The organism is Afipia birgiae 34632 (assembly GCF_000308295.2).
Classification (GTDB): domain Bacteria; phylum Pseudomonadota; class Alphaproteobacteria; order Rhizobiales; family Xanthobacteraceae; genus Afipia; species Afipia birgiae.
Genome location: NZ_HG326652.1, coordinates 2,519,191 through 2,544,580, shown reverse-complemented (window position 1 = coordinate 2,544,580; position 25,390 = coordinate 2,519,191). Strand labels below are relative to the sequence as shown.

At 63.0% G+C, this 25,390-nt stretch carries 20 protein-coding genes and 1 pseudogene; 18 read left to right on the top strand and 3 right to left on the bottom strand.

The annotated features are described in order from the left end of the window. Window positions 1–50: 50 nt before the first annotated feature. Window positions 51–802, top strand: a protein-coding gene (locus tag BN32_RS26175) for an IS5 family transposase (RefSeq protein ID WP_156946932.1) whose coding sequence is annotated in 2 segments (ribosomal slippage) — window positions 51–381 and window positions 381–802 — 753 coding nt in all. Because the reading frame shifts where the segments join, the coding sequence is not laid out codon by codon here. Window positions 803–828: 26 nt separating this feature from the next. On the opposite strand, the gene BN32_RS11930 is transcribed toward BN32_RS26175, so the two are convergent. Beyond that, window positions 829–1,602, bottom strand: a complete 774-nt coding sequence (locus tag BN32_RS11930; RefSeq protein WP_019198431.1) for an N-acetylmuramoyl-L-alanine amidase — start codon at window positions 1,600–1,602, stop codon at window positions 829–831. 361 nt (window positions 1,603–1,963) lie between these two features. Here BN32_RS11930 and rsmH point away from each other — a divergent pair, with 361 nt between their 5' ends. The 9 genes from rsmH (at window position 1,964) to murG (ending at window position 13,214) form a co-directional block, all read left to right on the top strand. Next, window positions 1,964–3,148, top strand: a complete 1,185-nt coding sequence (rsmH, locus tag BN32_RS11925; protein ID WP_019198430.1) for a 16S rRNA (cytosine(1402)-N(4))-methyltransferase RsmH — start codon at window positions 1,964–1,966, stop codon at window positions 3,146–3,148. A 1-nt stretch (window position 3,149) separates the two neighbouring features. Continuing rightward, entirely contained in the window at window positions 3,150–3,560 is a 411-nt protein-coding gene (ftsL, locus tag BN32_RS11920) for a cell division protein FtsL (RefSeq protein WP_019198429.1), read from the top strand. Beyond that, on the top strand, window positions 3,557–5,296 hold the full coding sequence (locus tag BN32_RS11915; RefSeq protein ID WP_019198428.1) for a peptidoglycan D,D-transpeptidase FtsI family protein: 1,740 nt from the start codon (window positions 3,557–3,559) through the stop codon (window positions 5,294–5,296). The genes ftsL and BN32_RS11915 overlap by 4 nt, the downstream gene beginning before the upstream one ends. A gap of 82 nt (window positions 5,297–5,378) precedes the next feature. Next, window positions 5,379–6,827, top strand: coding sequence for a UDP-N-acetylmuramoyl-L-alanyl-D-glutamate--2,6-diaminopimelate ligase (locus tag BN32_RS11910; protein WP_019198427.1), 1,449 nt, complete (start codon window positions 5,379–5,381; stop codon window positions 6,825–6,827). After that, on the top strand, window positions 6,824–8,260 hold the full coding sequence (locus BN32_RS11905) for a UDP-N-acetylmuramoylalanyl-D-glutamyl-2,6-diaminopimelate--D-alanyl-D-alanine ligase (RefSeq protein ID WP_019198426.1): 1,437 nt from the start codon (window positions 6,824–6,826) through the stop codon (window positions 8,258–8,260). The genes BN32_RS11910 and BN32_RS11905 overlap by 4 nt, the downstream gene beginning before the upstream one ends. Window positions 8,261–8,271: 11 nt before the next feature. Then, window positions 8,272–9,357: a phospho-N-acetylmuramoyl-pentapeptide-transferase gene (gene mraY / locus BN32_RS11900; RefSeq protein ID WP_019198425.1), complete on the top strand. Its 1,086-nt coding sequence runs from the start codon at window positions 8,272–8,274 to the stop codon at window positions 9,355–9,357. A 4-nt stretch (window positions 9,358–9,361) separates the two neighbouring features. Further along, entirely contained in the window at window positions 9,362–10,759 is a 1,398-nt protein-coding gene (gene murD / locus BN32_RS11895) for a UDP-N-acetylmuramoyl-L-alanine--D-glutamate ligase (protein WP_019198424.1), read from the top strand. A 187-nt stretch (window positions 10,760–10,946) separates the two neighbouring features. Further along, window positions 10,947–12,098 carry a putative lipid II flippase FtsW gene (ftsW, locus tag BN32_RS11890; RefSeq protein WP_019198423.1) on the top strand — a complete coding sequence of 384 codons (1,152 nt, stop codon included), beginning with the start codon at window positions 10,947–10,949 and terminating at the stop codon, window positions 12,096–12,098. Window positions 12,099–12,113: 15 nt separating this feature from the next. Then, the gene (murG, locus tag BN32_RS11885) at window positions 12,114–13,214 is read left to right on the top strand and encodes an undecaprenyldiphospho-muramoylpentapeptide beta-N-acetylglucosaminyltransferase (protein ID WP_173405771.1); all 1,101 of its coding nucleotides are present in this window, start codon (window positions 12,114–12,116) and stop codon (window positions 13,212–13,214) included. 11 nt (window positions 13,215–13,225) lie between these two features. Here the strand turns inward: murG and BN32_RS11880 are convergent, their stop codons facing one another. Next, entirely contained in the window at window positions 13,226–14,131 is a 906-nt protein-coding gene (locus BN32_RS11880) for a LysR family transcriptional regulator (RefSeq protein ID WP_019198421.1), read from the bottom strand. A gap of 177 nt (window positions 14,132–14,308) precedes the next feature. Here BN32_RS11880 and BN32_RS11875 point away from each other — a divergent pair. The 3 genes and pseudogenes from BN32_RS11875 (at window position 14,309) to murB (ending at window position 17,918) form a co-directional block, all read left to right on the top strand. Next, window positions 14,309–15,435, top strand: a pseudogene (locus tag BN32_RS11875) (MFS transporter). Window positions 15,436–15,586: 151 nt separating this feature from the next. Then, entirely contained in the window at window positions 15,587–16,990 is a 1,404-nt protein-coding gene (gene murC / locus BN32_RS11870) for a UDP-N-acetylmuramate--L-alanine ligase (protein WP_019198417.1), read from the top strand. A gap of 4 nt (window positions 16,991–16,994) precedes the next feature. Beyond that, entirely contained in the window at window positions 16,995–17,918 is a 924-nt protein-coding gene (murB, locus tag BN32_RS11865; protein WP_019198416.1) for a UDP-N-acetylmuramate dehydrogenase, read from the top strand. 4 nt (window positions 17,919–17,922) lie between these two features. Here the strand turns inward: murB and BN32_RS11860 are convergent, their stop codons facing one another. Then, window positions 17,923–18,696: a bestrophin-like domain gene (locus tag BN32_RS11860; RefSeq protein ID WP_019198415.1), complete on the bottom strand. Its 774-nt coding sequence runs from the start codon at window positions 18,694–18,696 to the stop codon at window positions 17,923–17,925. 124 nt (window positions 18,697–18,820) lie between these two features. On the opposite strand from BN32_RS11860, the gene BN32_RS11855 reads away from it, so the two are divergent. The 5 genes from BN32_RS11855 to lpxC all read left to right on the top strand — a co-directional run bounded on the left by BN32_RS11855 (window position 18,821) and on the right by lpxC (window position 25,187). Next, window positions 18,821–19,747, top strand: coding sequence for a D-alanine--D-alanine ligase (locus tag BN32_RS11855; protein ID WP_019198413.1), 927 nt, complete (start codon window positions 18,821–18,823; stop codon window positions 19,745–19,747). Beyond that, window positions 19,714–20,697: a cell division protein FtsQ/DivIB gene (locus BN32_RS11850; protein ID WP_040425664.1), complete on the top strand. Its 984-nt coding sequence runs from the start codon at window positions 19,714–19,716 to the stop codon at window positions 20,695–20,697. Before BN32_RS11855 ends, BN32_RS11850 begins: the two co-directional genes overlap by 34 nt. Next, entirely contained in the window at window positions 20,694–22,016 is a 1,323-nt protein-coding gene (gene ftsA / locus BN32_RS11845; protein ID WP_019198411.1) for a cell division protein FtsA, read from the top strand. The genes BN32_RS11850 and ftsA overlap by 4 nt, the downstream gene beginning before the upstream one ends. Window positions 22,017–22,103: 87 nt before the next feature. Continuing rightward, entirely contained in the window at window positions 22,104–23,864 is a 1,761-nt protein-coding gene (gene ftsZ, locus BN32_RS11840) for a cell division protein FtsZ (protein ID WP_019198410.1), read from the top strand. A gap of 360 nt (window positions 23,865–24,224) precedes the next feature. Next, window positions 24,225–25,187 carry a UDP-3-O-acyl-N-acetylglucosamine deacetylase gene (gene lpxC / locus BN32_RS11835; protein ID WP_019198409.1) on the top strand — a complete coding sequence of 321 codons (963 nt, stop codon included), beginning with the start codon at window positions 24,225–24,227 and terminating at the stop codon, window positions 25,185–25,187. The last annotated feature ends 203 nt before the right edge of the window (window positions 25,188–25,390 follow it).

The window sequence follows — 25,390 nt, the reverse complement described above, 5'->3', positions numbered from 1 at the left end:
TGTTGAGAATCAGGATTCCACCTGAGGCTTGGTTGTGATTCAAGCTTTGGATGGAACGATTCGTACTGACAGACGCCCAATGGGCGAAGATGGAGCCGCATTGTCTGGGTAAGCCGACGGACCCCGGGCGCAGCGGAAGCGACAACCGCCGCTTCATCGAAGCGGTACTTTGGATCGTGCGGACGGGAAGCCCCTGGCGTGATCTTCCGCCGTTCTTCGGCAACTGGAACACTGTTTTCAAGCGCTACCGCGACTGGGTCAAGGCGGACGTTTTCACCAGGCTTTTCGAGGCCTGCTCGGACGCGCCAGACATGGAATACGCCATGGTCGACGCCACCATCGTCAAGGTCCATCGCCACGGACAGGGCGCAAAAGGGGGACACAGAGCCAGGCCATCGGCCGCTCCAAAGGCGGCATGACGACCAAAATTCTCGCGCTGACCGACGCGCTCGGCAATCTGGTGCGCTTCGTTCTCCTGCCCGGCCATCGTTTCGATACGGTGGGCGTCGCTCCGCTCATCGACGGTCTCGCTTTTGAGGGCTTCATCGCCGACAAGGCCTTCGACAGCAATTCCATTATTGCAGACCTCAACGAGCGCGGCGCTAAGATCGTCATCTCACAGCATCCACGGCGCGCCTCGCCCCTGCCGATCGACGCTGAGATCTACAAGTGGCGCCACCTGATCGAGAATTTCTTCTGCAAGCTCAAGGAATTCAAGCGCATCGCCATGCGCGCAGACAAAACCGATCAGAGCTTCGCCGCAAACATCCATCTCGCCGCAGCCGTGATAAACTCCCGATGAATCTCAACAGACCCTAGTACGCCCACTCAGCTCACGAGCGCTTCTTTCGGCATCAGCGCGAGCAGATCGTTCAACGTGGTCAATGTCGAGGTGTCGGCGATGCCGTCCACGCGCTCGGGCCGGAAGTGCCGCTGGAAGGCGGCGACCACATCCATGGTATTGGCGTCGTAAAGTCCGTTCAGCGGAACGCCGTAACCGAAGCTCGCGAGCAGCTTTTGCAGGGCAAGGACATCGTCGCCGGATGCGCCGAGCATGGTCTTCACGCCGCGGACAATCGGCGCGGGTTCGACCCAGAGGCCGACGCCGGAATCCGCCAGCAGCCGCCACGGGAATTTCTCGCCAGGGTCTTTCTTGCGGCCGGGCGCGACATCCGAATGTCCGAGAATCCGATGCTTTGGAATCTCGCGGCGGATCATGATGCCCTTGCACAGCGCGATCACCGCAGCGGTCTGGCGCAGCGGGAAATCGGTGTAGCCGAGATCATGGCCGGGGTTGACGATCTCGATGCCGATGGACGCCGAGTTGATGTCGGTTTCGGCGCCCCACGAGGAGGCGCCCGCATGCCAGGCGCGATCCGCTTCGCGCACGCACTGAACGATATTGCCGTCCTCGAGCACGACATAATGTGCGGAGACTTCGGTGCCCGTCGTGCACAGCCGCACGATCGCGCTCGCCGGATCGGCCATCCCGGTGTAGTGCAGAACGATCATGTTCGGCGACAGCACGCCCTTGCGGTCGCCGTAGTTCGGCGACGGCGTGACGTTCGAGACGACGGACGAATCCGGCACGAAGTTCGGCATTTCAGCAGTATCCCCCAGGTGAACAATCGGGACGCTGACGCTTCGAACCAAATCCAGCAGACTCAAACGATCCTCGCGGCATACAGGTACTCGAAACAGGGCGAGAGAAGGGCGGTAGAAAACTAGTGACGGCAATGCACATCCGGGGCAATCCGCGCGGGTTCCATGGCCGCGGCTTGCCCCCAGGAACATTTGCATGCCCAGGTTGCTCACCGGCGTCGCTGAAACACACCTTCTTTAAAGGCAATCTTCCGCGTCAACCATTCCTTAACGATAACTGCCGCTACTGAAGGGTGTAGAGTCGCGCCGGAACGGGGCGACTGCGGTTCATCGATGCGCAAGAAGCCCCGCGACAACCCCCATGGCTGGCCAGAAAATCCCATGCGGAACCTCGAATTTGCGGCGCGTCATCGCCAGCGCCTCCGCGTTCAGGTCAATCTGGGCGCCGGAACGGGCCAATCTCGGACTTTTCGGACGGGATCTCGCGGATCGGCCCGGGTATTCAGGCCGGCATGCGGCCGTCTTTCACCGGCAGGCGTTTGAAATGTCGCCCGACGATGCACCTGTACGCCATGTTCCGGTTCTCGGCCGTGAGGTCGTCGACGCGCTCGCACCGCGTGATGGCGGCGTTTACGTCGATGCCACCTTCGGCGCCGGCGGGTACAGCCGCGCGATCCTGAAAGTTCCCGGCACGCGCGTGATCGGCATCGACCGTGACCGCACCGCCATTGCCGGCGGCTTCGACCTTGTGGAGTCTTCCGAGGGGAGACTCACGCTGGTCGAGGATCGCTTCTCCAATTTAGCCGAGGTGTGTGCCGGACAAGGTCTCGACGCTGTCGACGGCATCGTGATGGATGTCGGCGTCTCGTCGATGCAACTCGATCAGTCGGAGCGTGGCTTCTCCTTCCGTCTCAACGGCCCGCTCGACATGCGGATGGGCCATGACGGCCCAACCGCGGCTGACTTGGTGGCGAAAGCATCCGAAACCGATCTTGCTAACATCATCTATATCTTCGGTGAGGAGCGCCATTCGCGCGCGGTGGCCCGCGCCATCGTCGCGGCAAGGAAAGAAGCACCGATCACGACGACGCGCGCGCTGGCCGACATCGTCTCGCGCGTTGTGCGGTCCAAGCCCAACGAAATCCATCCAGCCACCCGGACGTTTCAGGCGCTGCGCATCTTCGTCAACGAAGAGCTGGACGAACTGCACGCGGCGCTTGTGGCTGCCGAAAAGATGCTGAAACCCGGCGGACGTCTTGCGGTGGTGTCGTTCCATTCGCTTGAGGATCGCATCGTCAAGAATTTCCTCAACGAGCGCGGCAAGCGCGGAGGCGGTTCGCGCCATCTGCCCGACGTCAAGCAGGCGCTGCCGAGCTTCGAGATTCTCACCAAGCGGCCGGTTGTTGCGGGTGACGACGAGGTTGAAGCCAACCCGCGCGCCCGTTCCGCGAAACTGCGCGCCGCGGCTCGCACCGATGCGCCCGCGCGGTCCGAGACCGCATCGTTCGACTGGCCGCAACTGGCCGACGTGATGAGGGGAGGCTGACATGCGCATCGTCCACCTCTTCGTCATCTGCGCGCTGGTGTTCGCCGCGGCTTATGTCTACCGCATCAAGATGGAATCGACGGTGCGCACCGAGAGCGTGTTGCGGCTGCGCGCCGACATCCGCCAGCAGCGAGATGCGATTGCGAGTCTGAAGGCCGAATGGGCCAAGCTCGAATCGCCGAAGCGCATGCAGGAACTGGCCTTGCGCCATCTCTCACTGCGCTCGATCGAGGCCATCCAATATGACTCGCTGAAGAACCTGCCGCCGCGTCCGCCGAGCTTCGCCAAGCCGGGCGATCCCGATCCGATCGGCACCATGATTGAAAGTGTCGATCTGGAAGCGCTTGCTGCCGCCGCTTCGGAGGACGAAACCCTTACTGGCTCGATTCCCCAGCCGGAGGGCGCGCGGTGACCGATCAGATCACACGTCCTCCTGAACCTTGGCGGCAGAGGCTGATCCGCACGCTCCTCTACGGCCGCAATGTCGACCGTTCGGCCAAGGCGCGCGCGCGCGTTGGTCTCGCAATCATCGCTTTCTCGCTGATCTATGCCGTGATCGCGGGCCGCCTTGTCATGTTCGCGGTGAATGGAGACGGCCATGGCGCGCGGCGCACGGCGTCGCAGGATGCCATCGCCACCGCGCGGCCTGACATCCTGGATCGCAACGGGATGATCCTCGCCACCGACGTCAAGACGCCGTCGCTGTTTGGCGAGCCGCGCCGCATCATCGACAAGGACGAGGCCATTGAGCTTCTGACCGCGACGCTCCCCGACGTCGATGCGGGCGAGGTGCGGGACCGGCTGTCGTCGCGCAAGGGCTTCGTCTGGCTGAAGCGCGAAATCACGGCGCAGCAACAGAAGGATATCTACCGTCTCGGCATTCCCGGCATCGGCTTCCTGCGGGAGAATAAGCGCGTCTACCCGAGCGGTCCTGTGGTGTCGCATCTGATCGGCCATGTGAACATCGACAACCAGGGCATCGCCGGCATCGAGAAGTGGCTGGACTCCAACGGCCTTGCCGATCTGCATCGCGCCGGGTTCGCGACCGACCGGCAGCAGGAACCTGTCCAACTCGCGGTCGATCTGCGCGTCGAGCATGCGCTGCGCGATGAACTGATGAAGGCCAAGGACAAGTACAAGGCGAAAGCGGCGGCGGGTCTGGTCTCGAACGTCAACACCGGCGAGATCATCGCAATGGTCTCGGTGCCCGATTACGATCCCAACAATCCGCGCGAGGCCAACGACCCGACCCGCATCAATCGCCTGACCACCGGCGTATACGAAATGGGATCGACATTCAAATCGCTGACGCTCGCCATGGCGCTCGACTCCGGCCGCGCCACTGTCAACACGCTTTATGATGCCCGCGCGCCGCTGACCTACGGCAAGTTCAAGATTCACGACACCCACAATCTCGGGCGTTCCGTTCCGATGTGGGAAGTGTTCACCGAATCCTCCAACGTCGGTGCCGCGCGTGTCGCGTTGTCGATGGGTGTCGAGGCGCACAAGGCATTCCTGCGCAAACTCGGCCAGCTCACGCGGCTGCGTACCGAACTGCCCGAAAGCGCGGAACCGCTGGTGCCGAAGCGCTGGGGCGAATTGAACACCATCACCATCGCTTTCGGCCATGGCATGGCAGTGGCTCCGCTGCAGGCGGTCATGGGCATCAATGCGCTGGTCAACGGCGGCTACCTCGTTCCGCCGACATTCCTGAAGCGCTCGCGCGAGGACGCGATGCAGGTGGCCAAGCAGGTGGTCAAGCCCGAGACCAGTTACAGCATGCGCTACCTGATGCGGCTGAACGCGGAAAAGGGCACGGCGCGCAAGGCCGACATCAAGGGCTATTATGTCGGCGGCAAGACCGGCACCTCGGAAAAGGTCGTCAACGGACGTTATTCCAAAAAGCAGGTGCTGAATTCCTTCACGGCGATCATGCCTGCCGACAATCCGCAGTATCAGCTCCTGATCATGCTGGATGAGCCGCAGGGGCTCCCGGAAACCCATGGCTTCATTACATCGGGCTGGAACGCTGTGCCGACCGGCGGCAAAGTGATTGAGCGAATCGCCCCGCTGCTGGGGATGGTCCCGCGGTTCGATTTGCCGCCGTCCGAGCGCCTTATTCTTGCGGCATCGAAGGAAAGCCGGTAACCGCACGGCTGCGCGCATTCCGCAAAAGTGGGCACCGGTTTTGCGGCTGGAATACGCGCATGCTTAGATGTACCGGGGTGAGATGAAACTACGCGACCTTTTCAGCGGGGACGCCGTGATCGGCGCGCAACATGCCGATGTTGCGGTCACGGGCGTTGCTATGGACAGCCGTGTGGTGAAGCCGGGCGACGTATTCTTCGCGCTGGCGGGGGGCAAGACCGACGGCGCGCGCTTCATCGATCAGGCGATGGCCTCCGGCGCTGCTGCCGTCGTCAGCGACCGTATTCCCGAGAACGGCACCCACGTTCCGTTTATCGCGGTCTCCAATCCACGCCGCGCGCTGGCTCTGGCCGCTGCGCGTTTTTATCCACGTCAGCCCAGCACCATTGCCGCCGTCACCGGCACCAGCGGCAAGACATCGGTTGCGGTGTTCACGCGGCAGATATGGCAGCGCCTCGGTTATGCAGCTGCCAGCATCGGCACCATTGGACTCGTCTCGCCGAAGCGAACCGTCTACGGCTCGCTGACCACACCTGACCCGATCGCGTTGCATCGCTCACTCGACGAGATCGCGGGCGAGGGGGTGACACATCTGGCGTTCGAGGCGTCGTCGCATGGCCTCGATCAGCACCGGCTCGATGGCGTGCGCGTCAATGCCGGCGGATTCACCAATCTGTCGCGCGATCACATGGACTATCATCCAACCGTGGAACACTATCTCGCGGCCAAGCTGCGGCTGTTCACCGATCTGATCGGCGATGGCGGCGCCGCGGTGATCGCCGCCGATCACGACCATTCGCAGACCGTGATTGATGCCGCGCGCATCCGCAAGTTGCGGATCATGACGGTCGGACGCAAGGGCGAAGGCATCAAGCTCGTCGATGCTGCGGTGGACGGGTTCGCGCAGAAGCTGACGCTCGAGCATGACGGCAAGCGCTATCTGGTGCGGCTGCCGCTGGTGGGCGAATTCCAGATCGAGAATGCGCTGGTTGCTGCAGGACTTGTGGTCGCTACGGGCGGTGAGCCTGATCGCGTGTTCGCGGCGCTCGAACATCTTGAAGGCGCGCCGGGCCGGCTCGAACTGGTCGGCGAGCGAAATGGCGCGCCGGTGTTCGTTGATTACGCACACAAGCCTGATGCCCTGGCGAAGGCACTCGAAGCGCTGCGGCCCTACACCAAACGCAAGCTCGTCGTGGTGTTTGGTGCAGGCGGTGATCGCGACGCCGGCAAGCGGCCGCTGATGGGTGCGATCGCCGCGGAGAACGCGGATACGGTGATTGTGACCGACGATAATCCGCGTTCGGAAAATCCGGCATCGATCCGCGCGGCGATTATGGCTTCTGCGAAAGGTGCGACGGACATTGGCGATCGCGCCGAGGCGATCCGTGCGGCGATCGCTGGCTTGCAGCAGGGCGACGCGCTGCTGATCGCCGGAAAGGGCCACGAAACCGGACAGATTGTGGGAGATAAAGTGTTGCCGTTCAGCGATCACGAAGCCGCCGCAGCGGCCCTGGCGGAGCATGCGGCATGAGCACGGCCCTGTGGACGAGTGCTGCGATGGCGGAGGCGATGCGTGCCGTGATGCGTGGCGCGCTGCCGAACGATGTGACCGGTATTTCCATCGACAGCCGTACCCTGACGCCGGGCGAGGCTTATTTCGCGATCAAGGGTGACGTGCACGACGGTCACGATTTCGTCGAGGCTGCATTGAAGAACGGTGCGGCGCTCGCTGTCGTCGCGAAAACCCACGCGGAGAAATTTGCGGACGACGCGCGGCTTCTGGTTGTCGATGATGTGCTCGCGGGTCTTGTCGATCTCGGGCGGGCGTCCCGCGCGCGGCTTGGCGCGAAGGTGATCGCAGTGACCGGGTCGGTTGGTAAAACCTCGACCAAGGAAGCGCTGCGCGCGGTGCTGGGTGCGCAGGGCGAGACCCACGCGTCGGTGGCGTCGTTCAACAATCACTGGGGCGTGCCGCTGTCGCTGGCGCGCTGTCCGGCGTCATCGAAGTTCGCGATCTTCGAGATCGGCATGAACCACGCCGGTGAGATCGAACCGCTGGTCAAGATGGTACGGCCTCATGTGGCGATCATCACCACGGTCGAGCCGGTGCATCTGGAGTTTTTCTCCGGCATCGAGGCGATAGCCGACGCCAAGGCCGAGATCTTTGCCGGCGTTGAGCCCGGCGGTGCGGTCGTCCTCAACCGCGACAATCCGCAGTTCGCGCGCCTGAGCAAGAATGCCAAGGCAGCGAAGATCAAACGCATCGTGTCGTTCGGCAGTGACGAAAAAGCCGATGCACGGCTGATCGACGTGTCGCTGCATGCAGCGTGTTCGGCTGTCCGTGCGACCGTCCTCGGTCAGGACATCACCTACAAGATCGGGATGCCCGGACGCCATATGGTGATGAATTCGCTTGCGGTGCTGGCTTCGGTCGCGCTGGCCGGCGCAGATCTCGCGTTGTCGGCGCTGGCGCTGGCGCAACTTGAGCCCGCTACGGGGCGTGGCGCGCGGCAGCAACTGGCTTTGGGCGAAGGTGCTGCAACGCTGATCGATGAAAGCTACAACGCCAATCCGGCGTCGATGGCGGCGGCGATCACGGTGCTCGGTCAGGCGACCGTTGGTCCGCGCGGACGGCGCATCGCGGTGCTGGGCGATATGTTGGAACTCGGCACAACCGGTCCCGATTTGCACCGTAGCCTTTCTGAAGCCATTAAGGCGAACGGGATCGACTCGGTTTTTTGCTGTGGTCCATTGATGCGCAATCTGTGGGAAGCCCTTCCTTCCACGAAGAAGGGCGGCTATGCCGATAACTCGGCCGCGCTCGTGCCGCAGGTGATTTCTGCTGTTGGCGCCGGCGATGCCATTATGGTCAAGGGGTCGCTCGGTTCGCGTATGAAATTGATTGTGACGGCACTGCAAAAGCGCTTTCCGGAAAAGGCCACGCTCGATGGCGTCGCACCATAAGGCAATTGGAAATGTTCTATTGGCTCACTGAATTCGCCGGCACGATCCCCGGCATCAATGTGTTTCGCTACATCACGTTTCGCACCGGCGGTGCGATGGTCACTGGGGCGCTGTTCGTCTTTCTGTTCGGTCCGTGGATCATTGACCAGCTTCGCCTCGCGCAGGGCAAGGGGCAACCGATCCGCGCTGACGGTCCGCCGACGCATCTGGTGACCAAGAAGGGCACGCCCACCATGGGTGGCTTGATGATCCTGTCGGGCCTGATCGTCGCGACGCTGCTGTGGGCCAACCTGCGCAACGCCTATGTCTGGATCGTGCTGCTGGTCACGCTCGGCTTCGGCTTCGTCGGCTTCTATGACGACTACCTGAAAGTCTCCAAGCAGACCGACAAGGGATTCTCCGGACGCTCGCGCCTTGCGGTCGAAGGGCTGATTGCCTTGATCGCGTGCGCCTGCATCGTCTGGTTCGGACGCGACGCGTCGGTCACAGCGCTGTCGATCCCCTTCGTCAAGGATTTCATGCTGAACATCGGCTGGTTCTACGTGATGTTCGGCATGTTCATCATCGTCGGCGCCGGCAATGCAGTGAACCTCACCGACGGCCTCGATGGTCTCGCCATTGTGCCAGTGATGATCGCGGCTGCGAGCTTCGGCATGATTGCCTATCTCGTCGGCAACGCGGTGTTCTCGGAATATCTGCAAATCCGCTACGTCCCCGGCACCGGCGAACTCGCGGTGCTGTGCGGCGCTGTGCTCGGCGCGGGGTTGGGATTTCTCTGGTTCAACGCGCCGCCGGCCTCGATTTTCATGGGCGACACCGGATCGCTCGCGCTCGGCGGCATGCTTGGCGCGATTGCTGTCGCGACCAAGCATGAGATCGTGCTGGCGGTGATCGGTGGCCTGTTCGTAGTTGAGGCGTTGTCGGTGATTGTGCAGGTCGCGTCGTTCAAGCTGACCGGCAAGCGTTTTTTCCGCATGGCGCCGATCCATCATCACTACGAGCAGAAGGGCTGGACCGAACCGCAGATCGTGATCCGCTTCTGGATCGTCTCGGTGATGCTGGCGCTGGCCGGCCTTTCGACGCTGAAGCTGCGGTGAGCGCGTGACGCCGGTCACTTCCTTTAAAGGCAAAACGGTTGCGGTGTTCGGCCTCGGCGGATCCGGGCTTGCAAGCTGTTACGCGCTGAAGGCGGGCGGCGCGGAAGTCATCGCCAGCGACGACACGCCCGCGAAGCTGGCCGAAGCCGCGAAAGCAGGCTTCATCACCGCCGATCTACGTGCGGTTTCCTGGGCGAACTTCGCGGCGCTGGTCCTGACGCCCGGCGTGCCGCTGACCCATCCGCGGCCGCACTGGACCGTCGTTGCCGCGCAAGCCGCAGGCGTCGAAGTGATAGGCGACATCGAACTGTTCTGTCGCGAACGCAAACGTCATGCACCGGACGCGCCGTTTATCGCTATCACCGGGACCAACGGCAAGTCGACCACCACGGCGCTGGTGGCACATCTGATGCGCGAGGCCGGTTACGACACGCAGATGGGCGGCAATATCGGCACCGCGATCCTCTCGCTGGAGCCGCCGGCGAAAGGCCGCGTCCATGTGATCGAGATGTCATCGTATCAGATCGATCTTACGCCCTCGCTCGATCCGACCGTCGGTATCCTGCTCAATATCACCGAAGATCACATCGATCGCCACGGCAGCATCGAACACTATGCTGCGGTGAAGGAGCGTCTGGTCACCGGCGTGCAGCGGAACGGCACTGCCATCATCGGCGTCGACGATCACTGGTGCGCGGCGATTGCAGACCGCGTGGCGCAGGCTGGCAAGAACGTCGTTCGCGTTTCAGTCAGGCATCCGGTGGCCGACGGCATTTGTTTTGAAGGCGACACCATCGTTCGTGTCGATGACGGCGCGCGGTCGCGGATCGCCAGCGTCGCGGAGATCGGCTCGTTGCGCGGTCGCCACAACGCGCAGAATGCAGCATGTGCGTCGGCCGCAGTGCTGGCGCTTGGGGTCGGCAACGAGACGTTGCAGCAGGGATTGCGCAGTTTTCCCGGCCTTGCGCATCGCATGGAGCAGATCGGCCGCAATGGCCGGGTGCTGTTTATTAATGATTCGAAAGGCACCAACGCAGACGCCGCGGCGCGTGCGCTGTCGTCATTCAAGGATATTTTCTGGATCGCGGGCGGCAAGCCCAAGACCGGCGGTATCGAATCCCTGCGCGAGTTCTTCCCGCGCATCCGCAAGGCCTATCTGATTGGCGAAGCTGCGGAAGAGTTCGCGAAGGCGCTCGGCGATGTTCCGCACGAGATCAGCAAGACGCTGGACGTGGCCGTGCCGAATGCCACGCGCGAAGCGGAAGCATCGGGGGTGGTGGAGCCGGTGGTGCTGTTATCGCCGGCCTGCGCGTCGTTCGACCAGTTTCCGAATTTCGAGAAGCGCGGCGAATATTTCCGCAAGGTCGCCGATGCGCTGCCGGGCGGCCTGAAGTCGGTGTGAATCCCTCTCCCTCTTCCGCAAAGGCGGGGAGAGGGAGAGGCACCTGTTCGCCGCGATATTCGTACCTTCGAATTTGGATATTTCAGACACTTTGACGAGATTTTTTCTCGTATCCGTCCATCTTTAACCCTTCGGCAACCATGATGCGGGAGTAATAACCCGTTAATCTTTTGCGCAGGACACGCACATGATCTCCCGCGAACAACGCACGCCCCTGAGCGAATGGTGGTGGACGGTGGATCGGCTGCTGCTGGCGGCGTTCATCACGCTGATGCTGGGCGGCGTCATCCTGTCGCTGGCCGCGAGTCCGCCGGTGGCGGCGCGCATCGGCCTCGATCCGTTTCACTTCTTCAACCGGCATGTTTTCTTTCTGGTGCCCTCGCTGATCGTGATGCTGGGCGTCTCGTTCCTATCGCCGCGGCAGGTGCGCCGCAGTGCGTTGATCGTGTTTACGATCAGCATTGTGCTGGTTGTGGCGACGCTGCTATTCGGACCCGAGGTGAAGGGCGCGAAGCGCTGGATCACCATTCTCGGCCTTAACATTCAGGCATCGGAATCCCTGAAGCCCGCATTCGTGGTGCTGGTGGCTTGGCTGTTCGCGGAATCCGCCAAGCGGCCGGAAATGCCCGCGACGTCGATGGCGCTCGGGCTTCTGCTGATGACCGTCACGCTGCTGGTGCTAGAGCCGGACTTCGGCCAGACCATGCTGCTGCTGATGGTATGGGGCGCGCTGTTCTTCATCGCAGGCATGCGGATGATCTGGGTTTTCGGTCTGATGGGCGCGGGTGCGGTCGGATTGTTCGGCGCCTACATGATGGTGCCGCACGTTGCGGGCCGCATCAAGAGGTTCATGGACCCATCGTCGGGCGATACCTTCCAGGTCGATACCGCGATGGAAGCCTTCACCCATGGCGGCTGGTTCGGACAAGGGCCGGGCGAGGGCACCGTGAAGCGTATTCTGCCGGACAGCCACACCGACTTCGTGTTTGCGGTGGCGGCCGAGGAATTCGGAATCATCCTGTGTCTCGTGCTGCTCTCGCTGTTCGCCTTTATCGTCATCCGCGCGCTGTCACGCGCCTATGCCAGCGAGGATCTGTTCGCGCGCTTTTCGGCCGCAGGCCTTGCGATCATGTTCGGCATTCAGGCCTCGATCAACATGGCAGTGAACCTGCATCTGATGCCGGCGAAGGGCATGACGTTGCCGTTCATCTCGTATGGCGGATCGTCGATGATCTCGCTGGCTTACGGCGTCGGCATGCTGCTGGCCTTGACGCGGCAGCGCCCGCGCGTGGAAATGGAATCCATCAGCGCTGCCAACGCCGCGCACAGCTTCGCGTGATCCGCGAGTATTTCGATGCCTGACAGACCTCTCATCATGTTGGCGGCTGGCGGAACGGGTGGCCACCTGTTTCCCGCCGAGGCGCTGGGCGTTGCGCTGATGAAGCGCGGCGTGCGGGTGCGATTGATGACGGATTCCCGCGCGCTGCGTTATGGCGGGATGTTCACGCGCGACATGATGGACGTGGTGCCGAGCGAAACCGTGCGCGGACGCACGCCGTGGGCGCTGGCGCGGACCGGTACGCTGCTCGCGGCCGGTGGCGCGATGTCGCTGGCGTTGCTGTTGCGTCGGAAGCCAAAGGCCGTTGTCGGCTTCGGCGGCTATCCGACGCTGCCGCCCTTGATCGCGGCGAAGCTGCTTGGCATTCCGACGGTCATTCATGATTCCAATGCTGTGCTTGGCCGCGCCAACCGCTTGCTGTCGACGCGAGTCAGCGCGATTGCGACGTCGCTGCCGGGTGTGCTGGATCGCGATCCTGCGCTTGCGGGCAAGACGACGGTGACCGGCACGCCGATGCGGCCCGCGATTCTCGCCGCCGCTGCCGTGCCGTATATTTCGCCGGACTCTGATGGTCCTGTGCGCCTGCTCGTGGTCGGCGGCAGTCAGGGCGCACGGGTAATGGCCGACGTCGTGCCGCCTGCGATCGAGCGGCTGGAGCCGGCGCTGTGGCGCAGGCTCAGTCTCGTTCAGCAGGTTCGTGACGAGGATATGAGCCGCGTGCGCGCGGTGTATGACCGGCTCAAGATCGAAGCCGAACTGGCGCCGTTCTTTACAGACCTGCCGGCGCGCTTCGCTGCGACGCATCTTGTGGTGTCGCGTTCGGGCGCAGGGACTGTCGCCGAACTCGGAGCGATCGGCCGGCCCTCGATTCTGGTGCCGCTGCCCGGCGCGATTGATCAGGACCAGTACGCCAATGCAGGTGTACTCGAGAAAGCCGCTGGCGCGATCCGCATTTCCCAGACCGAGTTCACGCCTGACCGCCTTGCAGCGGAGATTTCCGCACTCGCCGCCGATCCGGCGCGGCTGAGCGCGATGGGCACCGGCGCGCGCACGGTCGGCAAGCTCGATGCCGCCGAGCGGCTCGCCGATCTACTGATCAAGGTCGCCGGGATTTAGGTCTTCGCTTCCTAAAGCCGCACATTCTCCACGAGATAATCGAGAAACGCCCGTACACGCGCGGGCAACTGTCCACGGTGGCCGACGAACACGGCATGGATCGGTTCAAGATCGCCGGGATTGAAGTCTTCGAGCACCGGCACCAGTCGTCCTGCCTTGATATCCGCATCGACGTGAAAACGGGCGAGGCGAGACAGGCCCGCGCCGGCAACCGTTAGCCGCTGCATCGCTTCGCCATCGGAGACCAATGTATTCCCCACAGGCGGGATGGTGACAATGCCACCCTTGCCGTCACGAAACGGCCAGCCGTCGATCTGTTTGGCAAAGCAGAAACCGAGCATGTTGTGTTTGGCAAGATCGGCTGGCGTGCCCGGCGTTTCGTGTTCTGCGAGATAGGCGGGTGCGGCGACCACAATCATGCGGCTCTCGCCGAGTTTGCGCGCAAGCAAACGGGATTCGCGTAGCGGCCCGACGCGGATGGCGATGTCCGCGCGTTCTTCCATCAGGTCCACCACGGTATCGGTCAGCGACACGTCGATGCTGACGCCGGGATGCAGCTTGAGAAACCCGGGCAGCAGCGGCAGCAGCCAGTGCAGCCCGAACGGCACGCTGGTGTTGACGCGCACCCGGCCGCGCGGGATTGCGCCGACGGCAGCTTCGTGTTCCGCCGCATTGATGTCGTCGAGGATGCGAACGCTGCGATCGTAATAGGCCGTGCCTTCCGGTGTCAGTTGCAGCTTGCGGGTCGAGCGGTTGATCAGACGCACGCCGAGCCGCGCTTCCAGCCGAGCCACCAGCTTGCTGACTGCTGACGGGCTCATACGGAAGGCGCGCGCCGCCGCGGAAAATCCGCCCAGCTCGACCACCCGGGCGAACACTTCCATCTCGCCGGATCGGTTGATGTCCTGCCGTGACATTGTGACTTCAGTTCATAAATATTGTTACTTAGGCAACTCTAGTTCACGAATGGCTTTGCGTCCACTTCTCGTGAATACCGGCGGTTGGCCGGATTCGCTGAGGACTGCACCATGCCACTCGCACTCTACGCTCTCACCGCCGGCGCCTTCGGAATCGGCGTCACTGAATTCGTCATCATGGGTCTGTTGATCCAGGTCGGAATCGATCTGGGCGTTTCCATCCCGGCCGCAGGCCTGCTGATTTCCGGCTACGCCCTCGGCGTCGTGGTCGGCGCGCCGGTCATGACCATCGCGACCGCGCGCTGGCCACGCAAAACGGCACTGCTGGTGCTGATGGCCGTCTTCACGATCGGCAACCTCGCCTGTGCAATCGCGCCGAACTACTGGACCCTAATGGCTGCGCGCGTGCTCACGGCATTCGCGCATGGCACATTCTTTGGATCGGCTCTGTGGTTGCGACCTCGCTGGTGGCTTCCGACAAGAAGGCATCGGCCATCGCGATCATGTTCACGGGCCTTACCGTCGCGACCATCCTCGGTGTGCCGTTCGGGACCTGGCTCGGTCAGCATTTCGGCTGGCGCGCGACATTCTGGGCCGTCACGCTGGTCGGCGTGGTTGCTTTCGCGATCATCGCAGCATTGGTTCCGGCCAGTAAGTCGGCGCCTGAACCCTTCAATCTCAGGGAAGACCTTGCGGTTTTGAAGCGCGGCCCCGTGCTTGCAGGTCTGCTCACGACTGTTCTTGGATGGGTCGGCGTGTTCGCTGTCTTCACCTATCTCGCTCCGCTGCTCACCAAGGTCACCGGCTTTTCTGATGCCGCCGTGTCGCCAGTCCTGCTGGTGGTCGGCATCGGCTTGCTGGTTGGCAACCTGCTCGGTGGACGGTTCGCGGACAAGCGGCTCATGCCGACGGTGTTCGGCAGCCTGTTCGCTCTGGCGCTGGTGCTCGCCTTGATGACGTTCGTGCTTCACGACAAGATCGCAATGGTTATCTTCGCAGGTCTGTTTGGCGTCGCCGCCTTCGCAACAGCGCCGCCACTCCAGATGTGGGTACTGGACAAGGCGCATGGGGCGGGCCAGTCGCTGGCGTCGAGCTTCAACATCGCGGCGTTCAATCTCGGCAATGCGATCGGTGCGTGGCTGGGCGGTCTGGTCATTGATCACGGGCCGGGACTCGAGGCGGTGCCGTGGATCGCGGCGCTGGTGCCGTTGGCGGGTCTCCTGTTGGCGATCGCTAGCCATCGGCTGGATATGCGGCAGGCCAGGCTGGTTCCCGCCGGTGCTTGCCCCGAAGCCGCTGAGTAACCGGCGGAATCGGGCTCCTCCGGGCCTGATTTGAAAAGAATCGTGCTATTTTTCTGAGCTGGCCGGGCTTGTCCCGGCCAGCTTCGTCTGTTTGAAGGACGTCATGGATGCCGGACCACGCCGCGTATCCCGATCACTGAGAGATTGATGTATGAGACTGCCGCGCGAGATCGGACCCATTCACTTCGTCGGTATCGGCGGCATCGGCATGAGCGGCATCGCCGAGGTGCTGTGCAACCTCGGTTATACGGTGCAGGGCTCGGATGCTTCGGAGAACGCCAACGTCACCCGGCTGCGCGACAAGGGCATCAAGATCAGCATCGGCCACAAGGCCGAGAACGTGAACGGCGCGGACGTGATGGTGGTCTCGACCGCAATCAAGCGTGACAATCCGGAATTGATCGCCGCGCGCGGCTTGCGTATTCCGGTGGTTCGTCGCGCTGAAATGCTGGCCGAGCTGATGCGGCTGAAAAGCTGCATCGCCATCGCCGGCACTCATGGCAAGACCACCACGACCTCGATGGTCGCGACCCTGCTCGATGCAGGTGCACTCGATCCCACCGTCATCAATGGCGGTATCATCAATGCCTACGGGACCAACGCGCGGCTCGGTGCGGGCGACTGGATGGTGGTGGAAGCCGACGAGAGCGACGGTACCTTCCTTAAGCTGCCCGCGGACGTCGCCATCGTCACCAACGTCGACCCCGAGCATCTCGATCACTTCAAGACTTTCGATGCCGTGCAGGATGCGTTCAGGGCATTTGTCGAGGGCGTTCCGTTTTACGGCTTCGCGGTGATGTGCACCGATCATCCGGTGGTGCAGGCGCTGGTCGGCAAGATCGAGGACCGGCGCATCATTACGTACGGCGAGAATCCGCAGGCCGACGCGCGGCTGGTCGATCTTGTGCCGTTCAGCGGCGGATCGAAGTTCAAGGTGGAATTCCGCCACCGCAAGACCGATGTTGCTCACCGGATCGCGGATCTGGTGCTGCCGATGCCCGGGCGTCATAACGCATTGAACGCGACGGCGGCGATCGCCGTGGCGCACGAGATCGGCATTTCGGATGAAGCGATCCGCAAGGCGCTCGCCGGGTTTGGCGGCGTGAAACGGCGCTTCACCAAGACGGGAGAATGGAACGGCGTCACCGTAGTCGATGACTACGGTCATCATCCGGTTGAGATCGCGGCCGTGCTCAAGGCCGCGCGCGATTCGACCAAGGGCCAGGTCATCGCCGTGGTGCAGCCGCATCGCTATACGCGCCTGCAGTCGCTGTTCGAGGAATTCTGTACCTGCTTCAACGATGCGGATACCGTCGTCGTCGCCGACATCTATGCGGCCGGTGAGGATCCGATCCCGGGCATCGATCGCGATTCATTCGTGCTTGGCCTGCGCGCCCATGGACACCGCGAAGTGATCCCGCTTGAAGGCCCTGAGAAGCTTGCGTCGCTGGTGCGCGACATCGCGAAGAAGGATGACTTCGTGGTCTGCCTCGGCGCGGGCAATATCACGCAGTGGGCCTATGCGTTGCCCGGCGAGTTGAAGGCGCTGGGGTAATCGCGTGAGCTTCCCTGACATCAGCGCTGATCTCAAGTCTGCGATGCCCGATCTACGCGGGCGATTGCTGGCGAATGAGTCGCTCGCGCCCCTGACGTGGTTTCGCGTCGGCGGTCCGGCGCAAGTCTTGTTCACGCCGGCGGATGAAGACGACCTCGCCTATTTTCTGTCGAAGTTGCCGCAGGACATTCCCGTCTACACGGTAGGCGTCGGCTCGAACCTGATCGTACGCGACGGCGGCGTCAGTGGTGTCGTCATTCGCTTGTCGCCGCGTGGCTTCGGCGAAACCAAAGCCGAGGGCGACACTGTGCGGGCGGGAACGGCTGCACTTGATAAACGGGTTGCGGAAGCCGCTGCCGCCGCAAATATCGGCGGGCTGGAATTCTATTTCGGAATTCCCGGTTCGATCGGCGGCGCGTTGCGCATGAATGCAGGCGCCAACGGCGGCGAGACCAAGGATGTATTGGTCGAGGCGAGGGGCGTCACGCGCGCGGGCGAGAAGATCACGTTCTCCAACGCTGACATGAAATTCGTCTATCGCAATTCAGGCGTCGACACGTCGGTGATCTTCACCTCTGCATTATACCGGGGGCGCGTCACCGATCCCGAGACAATCCGGGCTCGCATGGCCGAGGTGCAGAATCATCGTGAGACCGCGCAGCCGATCCGCGAAAAAACCGGTGGCTCGACGTTCAAGAACCCGCCGGGCCACAGCGCGTGGAAACTGATCGACGCGGCGGGCATGCGCGGTTTTCGTGTCGGCGCTGCGCAGGTGTCGGAGATGCATTGCAATTTTCTGATCAACACGGGTGACGCGACCGGGCACGACATCGAGACGCTCGGCGAAACCGTACGCGCACGCGTGATGGAAAACTCAGGCATCGATCTGCATTGGGAGATCAAGCGGATCGGGGTGGAGCGCAGCTAAGCGCTCAGTCGCTCAATGACTGCAGCGCCTTGATCGGCTCCGGCGACACCTGAAACGCGCCGTCGAACGGATATTCCTGAAGCGCCAGGATACCGAGCGCCACCACCGCCGCAGTCGAGAATACGATCAGCGATGCGAAAAACGCCCGCGGTTTATCGAGATGAACCAGGGCGATCGCAACCTGCGTGATCAGGCCGAGCACGATCACCACGAGCCATTTCAGATCGTTGGTATGATCCGACGACAGCGCGAGGCGATCGTCGCGCGCCGTACCGACATGCAGCGCGGCGGTGAGCAGCGCGGACTGCACGGCAGGTCCGGAAGCTTTTGCGATCGACGGAATACTCACTTCGCGCAGCAGGTTGTCATAGGCTGCAGTTGCGGATGGAGACACGCGCGTCCCTTCCATCGCCGGCCACTCGTCTGCGACCACCGATGTCACATAGGCCTTGAGCGCCGTACGGATGGTGCGCATGTCCGAGACGGACGCGACGCTGAGCGTATGAATGTTGCGCAGCTCGCCGGCCTCCGTATGGACTACGCGATAGGCCTGTCGCCCGCGCTCGGCCACGTCGGCGGCGAGGAAGCCGGTCAGCAGCGCAAACAGAATCGCGACTGCATTGAAAAAGGGTGCGACGACGCCGGTCAGTGATTGCGTGGGCTGGGCAAACGGACGGCGAAAGGTGATCGCGGCCAGCAGCAGCGTCACGCCGAAATACAGCCCGATCAGGACGAGGAAAATTCCAGCGGGGGACATGTCGAGCCAGGCTCTGATCATGGAAATGGCTTTCTTTTGGAGACTGGTTGAGACGCCGGATTCGGTGCGGTCGCGACATTATCTGAATCGCGGCGGCTTGGTCATCGGCTCAAATCAGCGTAGGTAGGGCGAATTGGGAGAGGTCATGAGTCAATTCAAACACGTCGCCGTGCTGATGGGCGGATGGTCATCCGAACGGGAAGTCTCGCTGCGCTCGGGCAAGGCTTGCGCCGATGCACTGGAGCGCAAGGGCTACCGGGTCACACGCATCGACGTGAAACGCGACATCGCGACCGTGCTGGACACGCTGAAGCCCGATGCCGCGCTGGTCATGTTGCACGGCCGGCCGGGTGAGGACGGCACCATTCAGGGCGTGCTCGAAACATTGGGGATTCCCTATTCGCATTCGGGGGTGCTGGCCTCGTCGCTGGCGATGCAGAAGGATCTCGCCAAGACGGTGATGGCGACGGCGGGGGTGCCGGTGCCGGAAGGACTGACGTTGACCCGCACTGAGGTGGCGAAAGGGCACGTCATGGCGCCGCCTTATGTCATCAAACCGGTGGCGGACGGCTCCAGCGTCGGGGTTTTCATCGTCACCGAGGCCCATGCGCACCCGCCGCAGGAACTGTTCCGCGAGGACTGGCCCCACGGCGACCAGCTTCTGGTCGAAAAGTACGTCGCCGGGAAGGAACTGACCTGTGCGGTCATCAACGGCGAGCCGACCGGGGTGATCGAGATCGTACCTTTAATTAAATTCTACGATTATGAGGCAAAGTACTCTCCTGGCGCATCAAAACACATCCTGCCTGCACCTATTTTACCTTTTGTTTACCAGGAAGTCCGAAGGTTAACGCTGGCGGCGCATGTGGCGCTTGGCTGCCGGGGCGTAAGCCGTGCGGATTTCCGTTACGACGACCGCATCGAGGGACTTGGGGGATTGTCCTGCCTCGAGGTTAACACCCAACCCGGCATGACCGAGACGTCACTTGTTCCAGAGCTTGCTGCGGATGCAGGCGTAACATTTGACGAGTTGGTGCAATGGATGGTGGAGGACGCCTCTCTCGGTCGTTAAGCCGGACGAGGTCCCAGTCTAATCCTCAGACAAGGGTCGCTTCAGCGATCCAGCGCCCGCGCGCCCGCGGGCAGGCTTCCACGCGCCGCGCCAACGTCACCTCTGTTTCCCGTTATGAAGAGCCGCACTGGATTGCCGTGCTGGAACGCCGGCGTCCGCGTGGTTTCGGATTGGCTGCGACCGCTGTTGTGCTGATCGGCGCCATCGTAATGGGCGTGACGAAGGGCGGGCACACCGAGGACGTTCTCGGCGCGCTGAGCGATACCCGCAATGCCGCGGCCAATGCGATCGGTTTCCGGATCACCAGCGTCGGGATTACCGGCCGCAAGCAGCTCACGCAGGATGAAATTCTCGCGGTCGGCGGCGTCAATGGCCGCTCCTCGCTGCTGTTCCTCGATGCGGCTTCCGCGCGCGACAAACTAAAGGCCGATCCGTGGATATCCGATGCCACGGTGCAGAAGCTTTATCCGGGCCGGCTGCAGATCGACATCACCGAGCGCTTGCCATTCGCGCTATGGCAGGAAAACGGCCGCGTGTCCGTGATCGCGGCGGACGGCACCGTGCTTGAGCCATACGTCGCGCGGCGCTTCGTGTCGCTGCCGCTGGTGGTGGGCAAGGGCGCTGAAACCCGCGCCAAAGATTTCCTGAGCCTGCTGGGGCAGTACCCGCAGGTGCGTTCCCAGGTGAAGGCCATCGTGTTTGTCGGCGAGCGCCGCTGGAATCTTCGTCTGGCGGATGGCATCGACGTCCGGTTGCCGGAAGCGGATGTCGAGAAGGCGCTGGCGACCCTGTCGAAGATGGACAAGGAGACCGGTCTGTTCTCGCGTGACATCACCGCCATCGACATGCGGCTGCCGGACCGGCTGACCGTGCGCTTGTCGGAGGATGCGGCAAAGGCGCGCAACGACCTGCTCAAGGACAAGAAACCGAAGAAGGCTGGAAACGCATGACCAGTCTCGATGGCGTTCAGACCCCGAAGACCCGGCAGATGCCGCCGAACAAGACGGCGCTGGTCGCCGCGCTCGATATCGGCACCAGCAAGATCGCCTGCCTTATTGCGCGGCTGAAGCCGTGCCCGCCGAGCGACGCGCTGCGCGGCCGGACCCATGCGGTCGAACTGATCGGGCTGAGTCACATTCAGTCGCGCGGCGTCAAGGCCGGCGCGGTGGTCGATCTCAACGAATGCGAACAGGCTGTGCGCCAGGCGGTGGCGCTGGCGGAGCGGATGGCCAAGGTCCGCGTCGAATCGGTTTTGCTGTCGGTATCGGCCGGCCGTCTGCAGGGCGATCTGGTCGAAGCCTCCTCGGAATTGCGTGGCGGCGCGGTGACGCCCGCCGACATGAGCCGCGTCATCAGCGCGGGCATGCATCACGCGACGCCGCGCGGACGCACGGTGCTTCATGTCCTGCCGGCCAGCTACTCGCTGGACGGTGTCAAGGGAGTCCGTGATCCGAGCGGTATGGTCGCGCGCCACTTCGGAATCGACATGAACGTTATTACCACCGACGCAACGGCGGCGAAGAACCTGATGCTGGTGGTCGAGCGCTGCCATCTCAACGTCGAGGCGATGGCTGCAGCGCCGTATGCATCCGGACTGTCGGTCCTGACCGACGACGAAGCCGATCTTGGTGCGGCTGTGGTCGAGATGGGCGCGGGCACCACGACGATCGCGACCTATTCGGCCGGGCAGTGTGTTCACACCAGCGGATTTGCGGTCGGTGGCCAACACGTCACGATGGATTTGGCGCGCGGACTCGGTGCGTGCATTGCGGATGCCGAGCGAATCAAGACGTTATATGGCACCGTGCTGACCGGTGGTTCTGACGCGCGCGAAGTCATGAGCGTGCCAACGGCGGGAGACCACGATCGGGACGAGCCGCAGATTGTTTCCCGCGCCACGATCGCCAACATCGTGAAGCCGCGGGTCGAGGAGATTTTTGAAATGGTCAGGGACCGGCTCGCGGATTCCCCCTTTGCGGCAGAGCCGCGAGCGCGAGTTGTGCTGACCGGCGGTGCGTCGCAGCTCACCGGTATTCCCGAACTAGCCAGCCGCATTCTGGGCCGCGAGGTGCGCATCGGCCGCCCGCTTGGGTTCGCCCGGCTGCCTAACGAGGCCAAGAGCGCATCGTTCGCGGTGCCGACCGGTCTCCTGGTCTATCCGCAATTCGCACATCTAGAACACGTCGAACCGCGGCACACGCGGCAGCTCATGACAGGGACCAACGGCTATTTCGGAAAGGTCGGCAGATGGCTTCGAGAGGGCTTCTGATGATCTCAACACCGGATCGGACCATTCCATCAACCGCTTTGGCGTGCAGCCCAAGCCCCCACGCGCGCGCATAATCGAGAGGCAACCATGACCATCAATCTCACACCCCCGGATGTTCGCGAGCTGAGGCCACGCATCACCGTGTTCGGCGTCGGCGGCGCGGGCGGCAATGCCGTCAACAACATGATCACCGCCGGTTTGCAGGGCGTTGATTTCGTCGTCGCCAACACCGACGCGCAGGCCCTGACCATGTCGAAGGCCGAACGCATCGTGCAGATGGGCACCCAGGTCACCCAGGGTCTGGGTGCGGGTTCGCAGCCGGACGTAGGTGCCGCAGCCGCCCAGGAAGTAATCGACGAGATCAAGGATCACCTCTCCGGTGCGAACATGGTGTTCGTCACCGCGGGCATGGGCGGCGGCACAGGCACGGGGGCTGGCCCCGTCATCGCCGCGACCGCGCGCGAGATGGGCATCCTCACCGTCGGCGTCGTCACCAAGCCGTTCCACTTCGAAGGTCAGCGCCGCATGCGCACCGCGGAGGCCGGCATCGCCGAGCTTCAGAAGGTGGTTGACACGCTGCTGATCATCCCGAACCAGAACCTGTTCCGTGTTGCCAACGAGAAGACCACCTTCGCCGACGCCTTCGCGATGGCCGACCAGGTGCTTTACTCGGGCGTCGCCTGCATCACCGACCTGATGGTCAAGGAAGGCCTCATCAACCTCGACTTCGCCGACGTTCGCGCCGTGATGCGCGAAATGGGCAAGGCGATGATGGGCACTGGCGAGGCCACGGGCGAGAAGCGCGCGCTGACTGCGGCGGAAGCCGCAATCGCCAACCCGCTGATCGACGATTCGTCTATGCGCGGCGCACGCGGCCTGCTGATCTCGATCACCGGCGGCAAGGACCTCACCCTGTTCGAAGTCGACGAAGCCGCCACCCGTATCCGCGAGGAAGTTGATAACGACGCCAACATCATCGTCGGCGCGACGTTCGACGAGAGCCTTGATGGCGTCATCCGCGTGTCGGTGGTCGCCACCGGCATCGACACCGTGGCCGCCAGCCGCGCGGCGACTCCTCCGCAAGTCACGAGCGGCGGTGCTCCGGAAAGCCGCCTTGCCGAACTGACCGCACGTTTGCGGGCCGACAACCAGCGCATGGCGGAACGCGCACAGCAGCAGAAGCAGGCCGCTGCCGCGCCTGCGCCCGCTCGTGCAACAGCCGACCAGATCGACCGCGCGGCGCTCGCGGCGATTGCCGAAGCCGTGTCGCCTTCGGCTCCCGGGCAGGCCCCGATGCAGCCCGCCGCCTATGGCGATGTCAGCGTGCGTCCGATCCCGCCAAAGCCATCGCTGTTCCCGGATCACGATGAGCCGATGAACCTGCAGGAAGCCGCGCCGCCGGCGTCCTTCATTCCGCAGCCTGCCGAACGCATGCCGGTTCGTGCGCCGCGCATGCCGCAGTTCGAGGAATTGCCGGTACCTGCCCAGAATCAGATTCGGCAGGCCCGCGGCGAGACCGCCGAGGAGCATCCTCCGCAGAAGCGTGCCTCGCTGCTGCAGCGTCTGGCGAATGTCGGTCTTGGTCGCCGCGACGAGGACTCCGAGCCGCCGATCGCGGCCCGCGCTTCCGGTCCGGCAATGCCGTCCATGCCGCCGCTGCCTGAGCGTAAGCCGCAGCGTCCGGTTCCTGCCGAGTTCGGTGGATCGGGTGCTCCGGTATCCGAATACGCTCGTCGGCCAGCGCCTCAGGGCCTTGATTCGCACGGACGTCCAGCGCCGGTTGCTCCCCAAAACGGTGGGGACGACCATCTGGATATCCCCGCCTTTTTGCGGCGTCAGGCCACCTGACGTTTGTTACAATCCCCTGAATGCTCCAATGCCCCGGCCCAAAGCCGGGGCATTTTGCTGACAACCGGTCACTTGGCGGAGGCCGTAAATTAAATATTTGTTTTTACTGGTAAAATCTGCGAGCTGCAGAGGCCTTAGATCGCTTGGGAATGCGCCTGCGGCCGCCTGAATGGGCCGGACCGGCGGCACGAATGCGGCGAGTTTGGGGTAACAATCTGTAAACAACCGTGAGTAGCGCTCTCGCGTGCAGGGGTTAAGGTTCTCGCACTTGGGGATGATCCTTGGTCGCAGCGCCGGTTCAACAGGCGAAACCAGTTTGGTTACAGCGACTTGGATGACTAAACTTTTGGGCAAGCGGGAATGAAATCGAGTCGGCAGACAACGCTCCGGTCGCAAGTCACCGTGACGGGCATCGGCGTTCATTCCGGATCTCCGGTCAGCGTTACGATCGGACCAGCCGACATCAATTCGGGCTTTGTCTTCACTCGCATCGGCGCCGATCGTGAAGTTCAGGCCGTCGCCGCGTCTGTCATCGCCACCGATTTTGCGACCGTTCTCGGCGACCATCTGGGCCCGCTCGTTTCCACCGCGGAACATGTTCTGGCTGCGCTGCGCGGCATGGGCGTCGACAACGCCACCATCGAAGTCGATGGACCCGAAGTGCCGATCATGGACGGCAGCGCCGCTCCCTTCGTGGATGCGATTGATCGGGCCGGTACTGTGCAGCAGCACGCTGCGCGCCGTTTCATTGAAGTCCTGAAGCCCGTTCAGGTTGAATTCGGCGAATCGTTCGGCGAACTCCGCCCGTATGCGGCAGGTTTCCGCGCCGAACTCGAAATCGATTTCGCTAATTCGCCGATCGGTCGCCAAGCTTATGCGTTCGATCTCGATGCCGACAGCTTCCGCCGCGACATTTCCCGCGCTCGCACCTTCGGCTGCATGGGCGATGTTACCAAGCTCTGGAGCGCAGGCTACGCACTCGGCGCTTCGCTCGAGAATTCTGTAGTGTTCGACGAGACACGCGTCCTGAACACCGAGGGCCTGCGCTATGCCGACGAATGTGTCCGTCACAAGGTTCTCGACGTGGTTGGCGATCTGGCGCTGGCCGGATTGCCGCTGATCGGGCTCTATCGCTCGGTGCGCGGCGGCCACAAGCTCAACCATGCCGTGCTCACCGCCCTGATGGCCGACCGCCATGCCTGGCGGGTGGTGGAAGCGACCGAGCCGGTGCTCGAACGGCCGGTTGTTGCCCGCCGTGCGCGCGGCCACGCCGATGTCGCTGGCGGCATGGTCGCCGTTGCGTTCGCGCCGGACGTGTCCTGAACGGCCTCCCGCCCGCGGGCTGTCGGAACTCCCGATTTAACCAATTCGTCGTTTAACCAAGGCATTGTTGAACTGCGGCAATCCGCCTTAATACCGGCGAATTGTCCTCCTATCCGGTTGGTTAAGGTCCGTTTTTCAGTTACATAGGCGCGCTGGACGAGCCTTGGGGATTGCTTGGGGATTGTTTGTGCCGCGATGACGGC

Bases quoted from the DNA above. Each gene is read 5' to 3' on its own strand.
- BN32_RS11880 (WP_019198421.1), bottom strand. From the start codon at position 14,131: ATGTCACGGCAGGACATCAACCGATCCGGCGAGATGGAAGTGTTCGCC.
- ftsZ (WP_019198410.1), top strand. From the start codon at position 22,104: ATGACCATCAATCTCACACCCCCGGATGTTCGCGAGCTGAGGCCACGC.
- rsmH (WP_019198430.1), top strand. From the start codon at position 1,964: ATGGCTGGCCAGAAAATCCCATGCGGAACCTCGAATTTGCGGCGCGTC.
- BN32_RS11910 (WP_019198427.1), top strand. From the start codon at position 5,379: ATGAAACTACGCGACCTTTTCAGCGGGGACGCCGTGATCGGCGCGCAA.
- murG (WP_173405771.1), top strand. From the start codon at position 12,114: ATGCCTGACAGACCTCTCATCATGTTGGCGGCTGGCGGAACGGGTGGC.
- ftsW (WP_019198423.1), top strand. From the start codon at position 10,947: ATGATCTCCCGCGAACAACGCACGCCCCTGAGCGAATGGTGGTGGACG.
- BN32_RS11855 (WP_019198413.1), top strand. From the start codon at position 18,821: ATGAGTCAATTCAAACACGTCGCCGTGCTGATGGGCGGATGGTCATCC.
- ftsA (WP_019198411.1), top strand. From the start codon at position 20,694: ATGACCAGTCTCGATGGCGTTCAGACCCCGAAGACCCGGCAGATGCCG.
- BN32_RS11860 (WP_019198415.1), bottom strand. From the start codon at position 18,696: ATGATCAGAGCCTGGCTCGACATGTCCCCCGCTGGAATTTTCCTCGTC.
- BN32_RS11905 (WP_019198426.1), top strand. From the start codon at position 6,824: ATGAGCACGGCCCTGTGGACGAGTGCTGCGATGGCGGAGGCGATGCGT.
- mraY (WP_019198425.1), top strand. From the start codon at position 8,272: ATGTTCTATTGGCTCACTGAATTCGCCGGCACGATCCCCGGCATCAAT.
- ftsL (WP_019198429.1), top strand. From the start codon at position 3,150: ATGCGCATCGTCCACCTCTTCGTCATCTGCGCGCTGGTGTTCGCCGCG.
- lpxC (WP_019198409.1), top strand. From the start codon at position 24,225: ATGAAATCGAGTCGGCAGACAACGCTCCGGTCGCAAGTCACCGTGACG.
- BN32_RS11850 (WP_040425664.1), top strand. From the start codon at position 19,714: ATGGATGGTGGAGGACGCCTCTCTCGGTCGTTAAGCCGGACGAGGTCC.
- BN32_RS11930 (WP_019198431.1), bottom strand. From the start codon at position 1,602: ATGCCGAACTTCGTGCCGGATTCGTCCGTCGTCTCGAACGTCACGCCG.
- murC (WP_019198417.1), top strand. From the start codon at position 15,587: ATGAGACTGCCGCGCGAGATCGGACCCATTCACTTCGTCGGTATCGGC.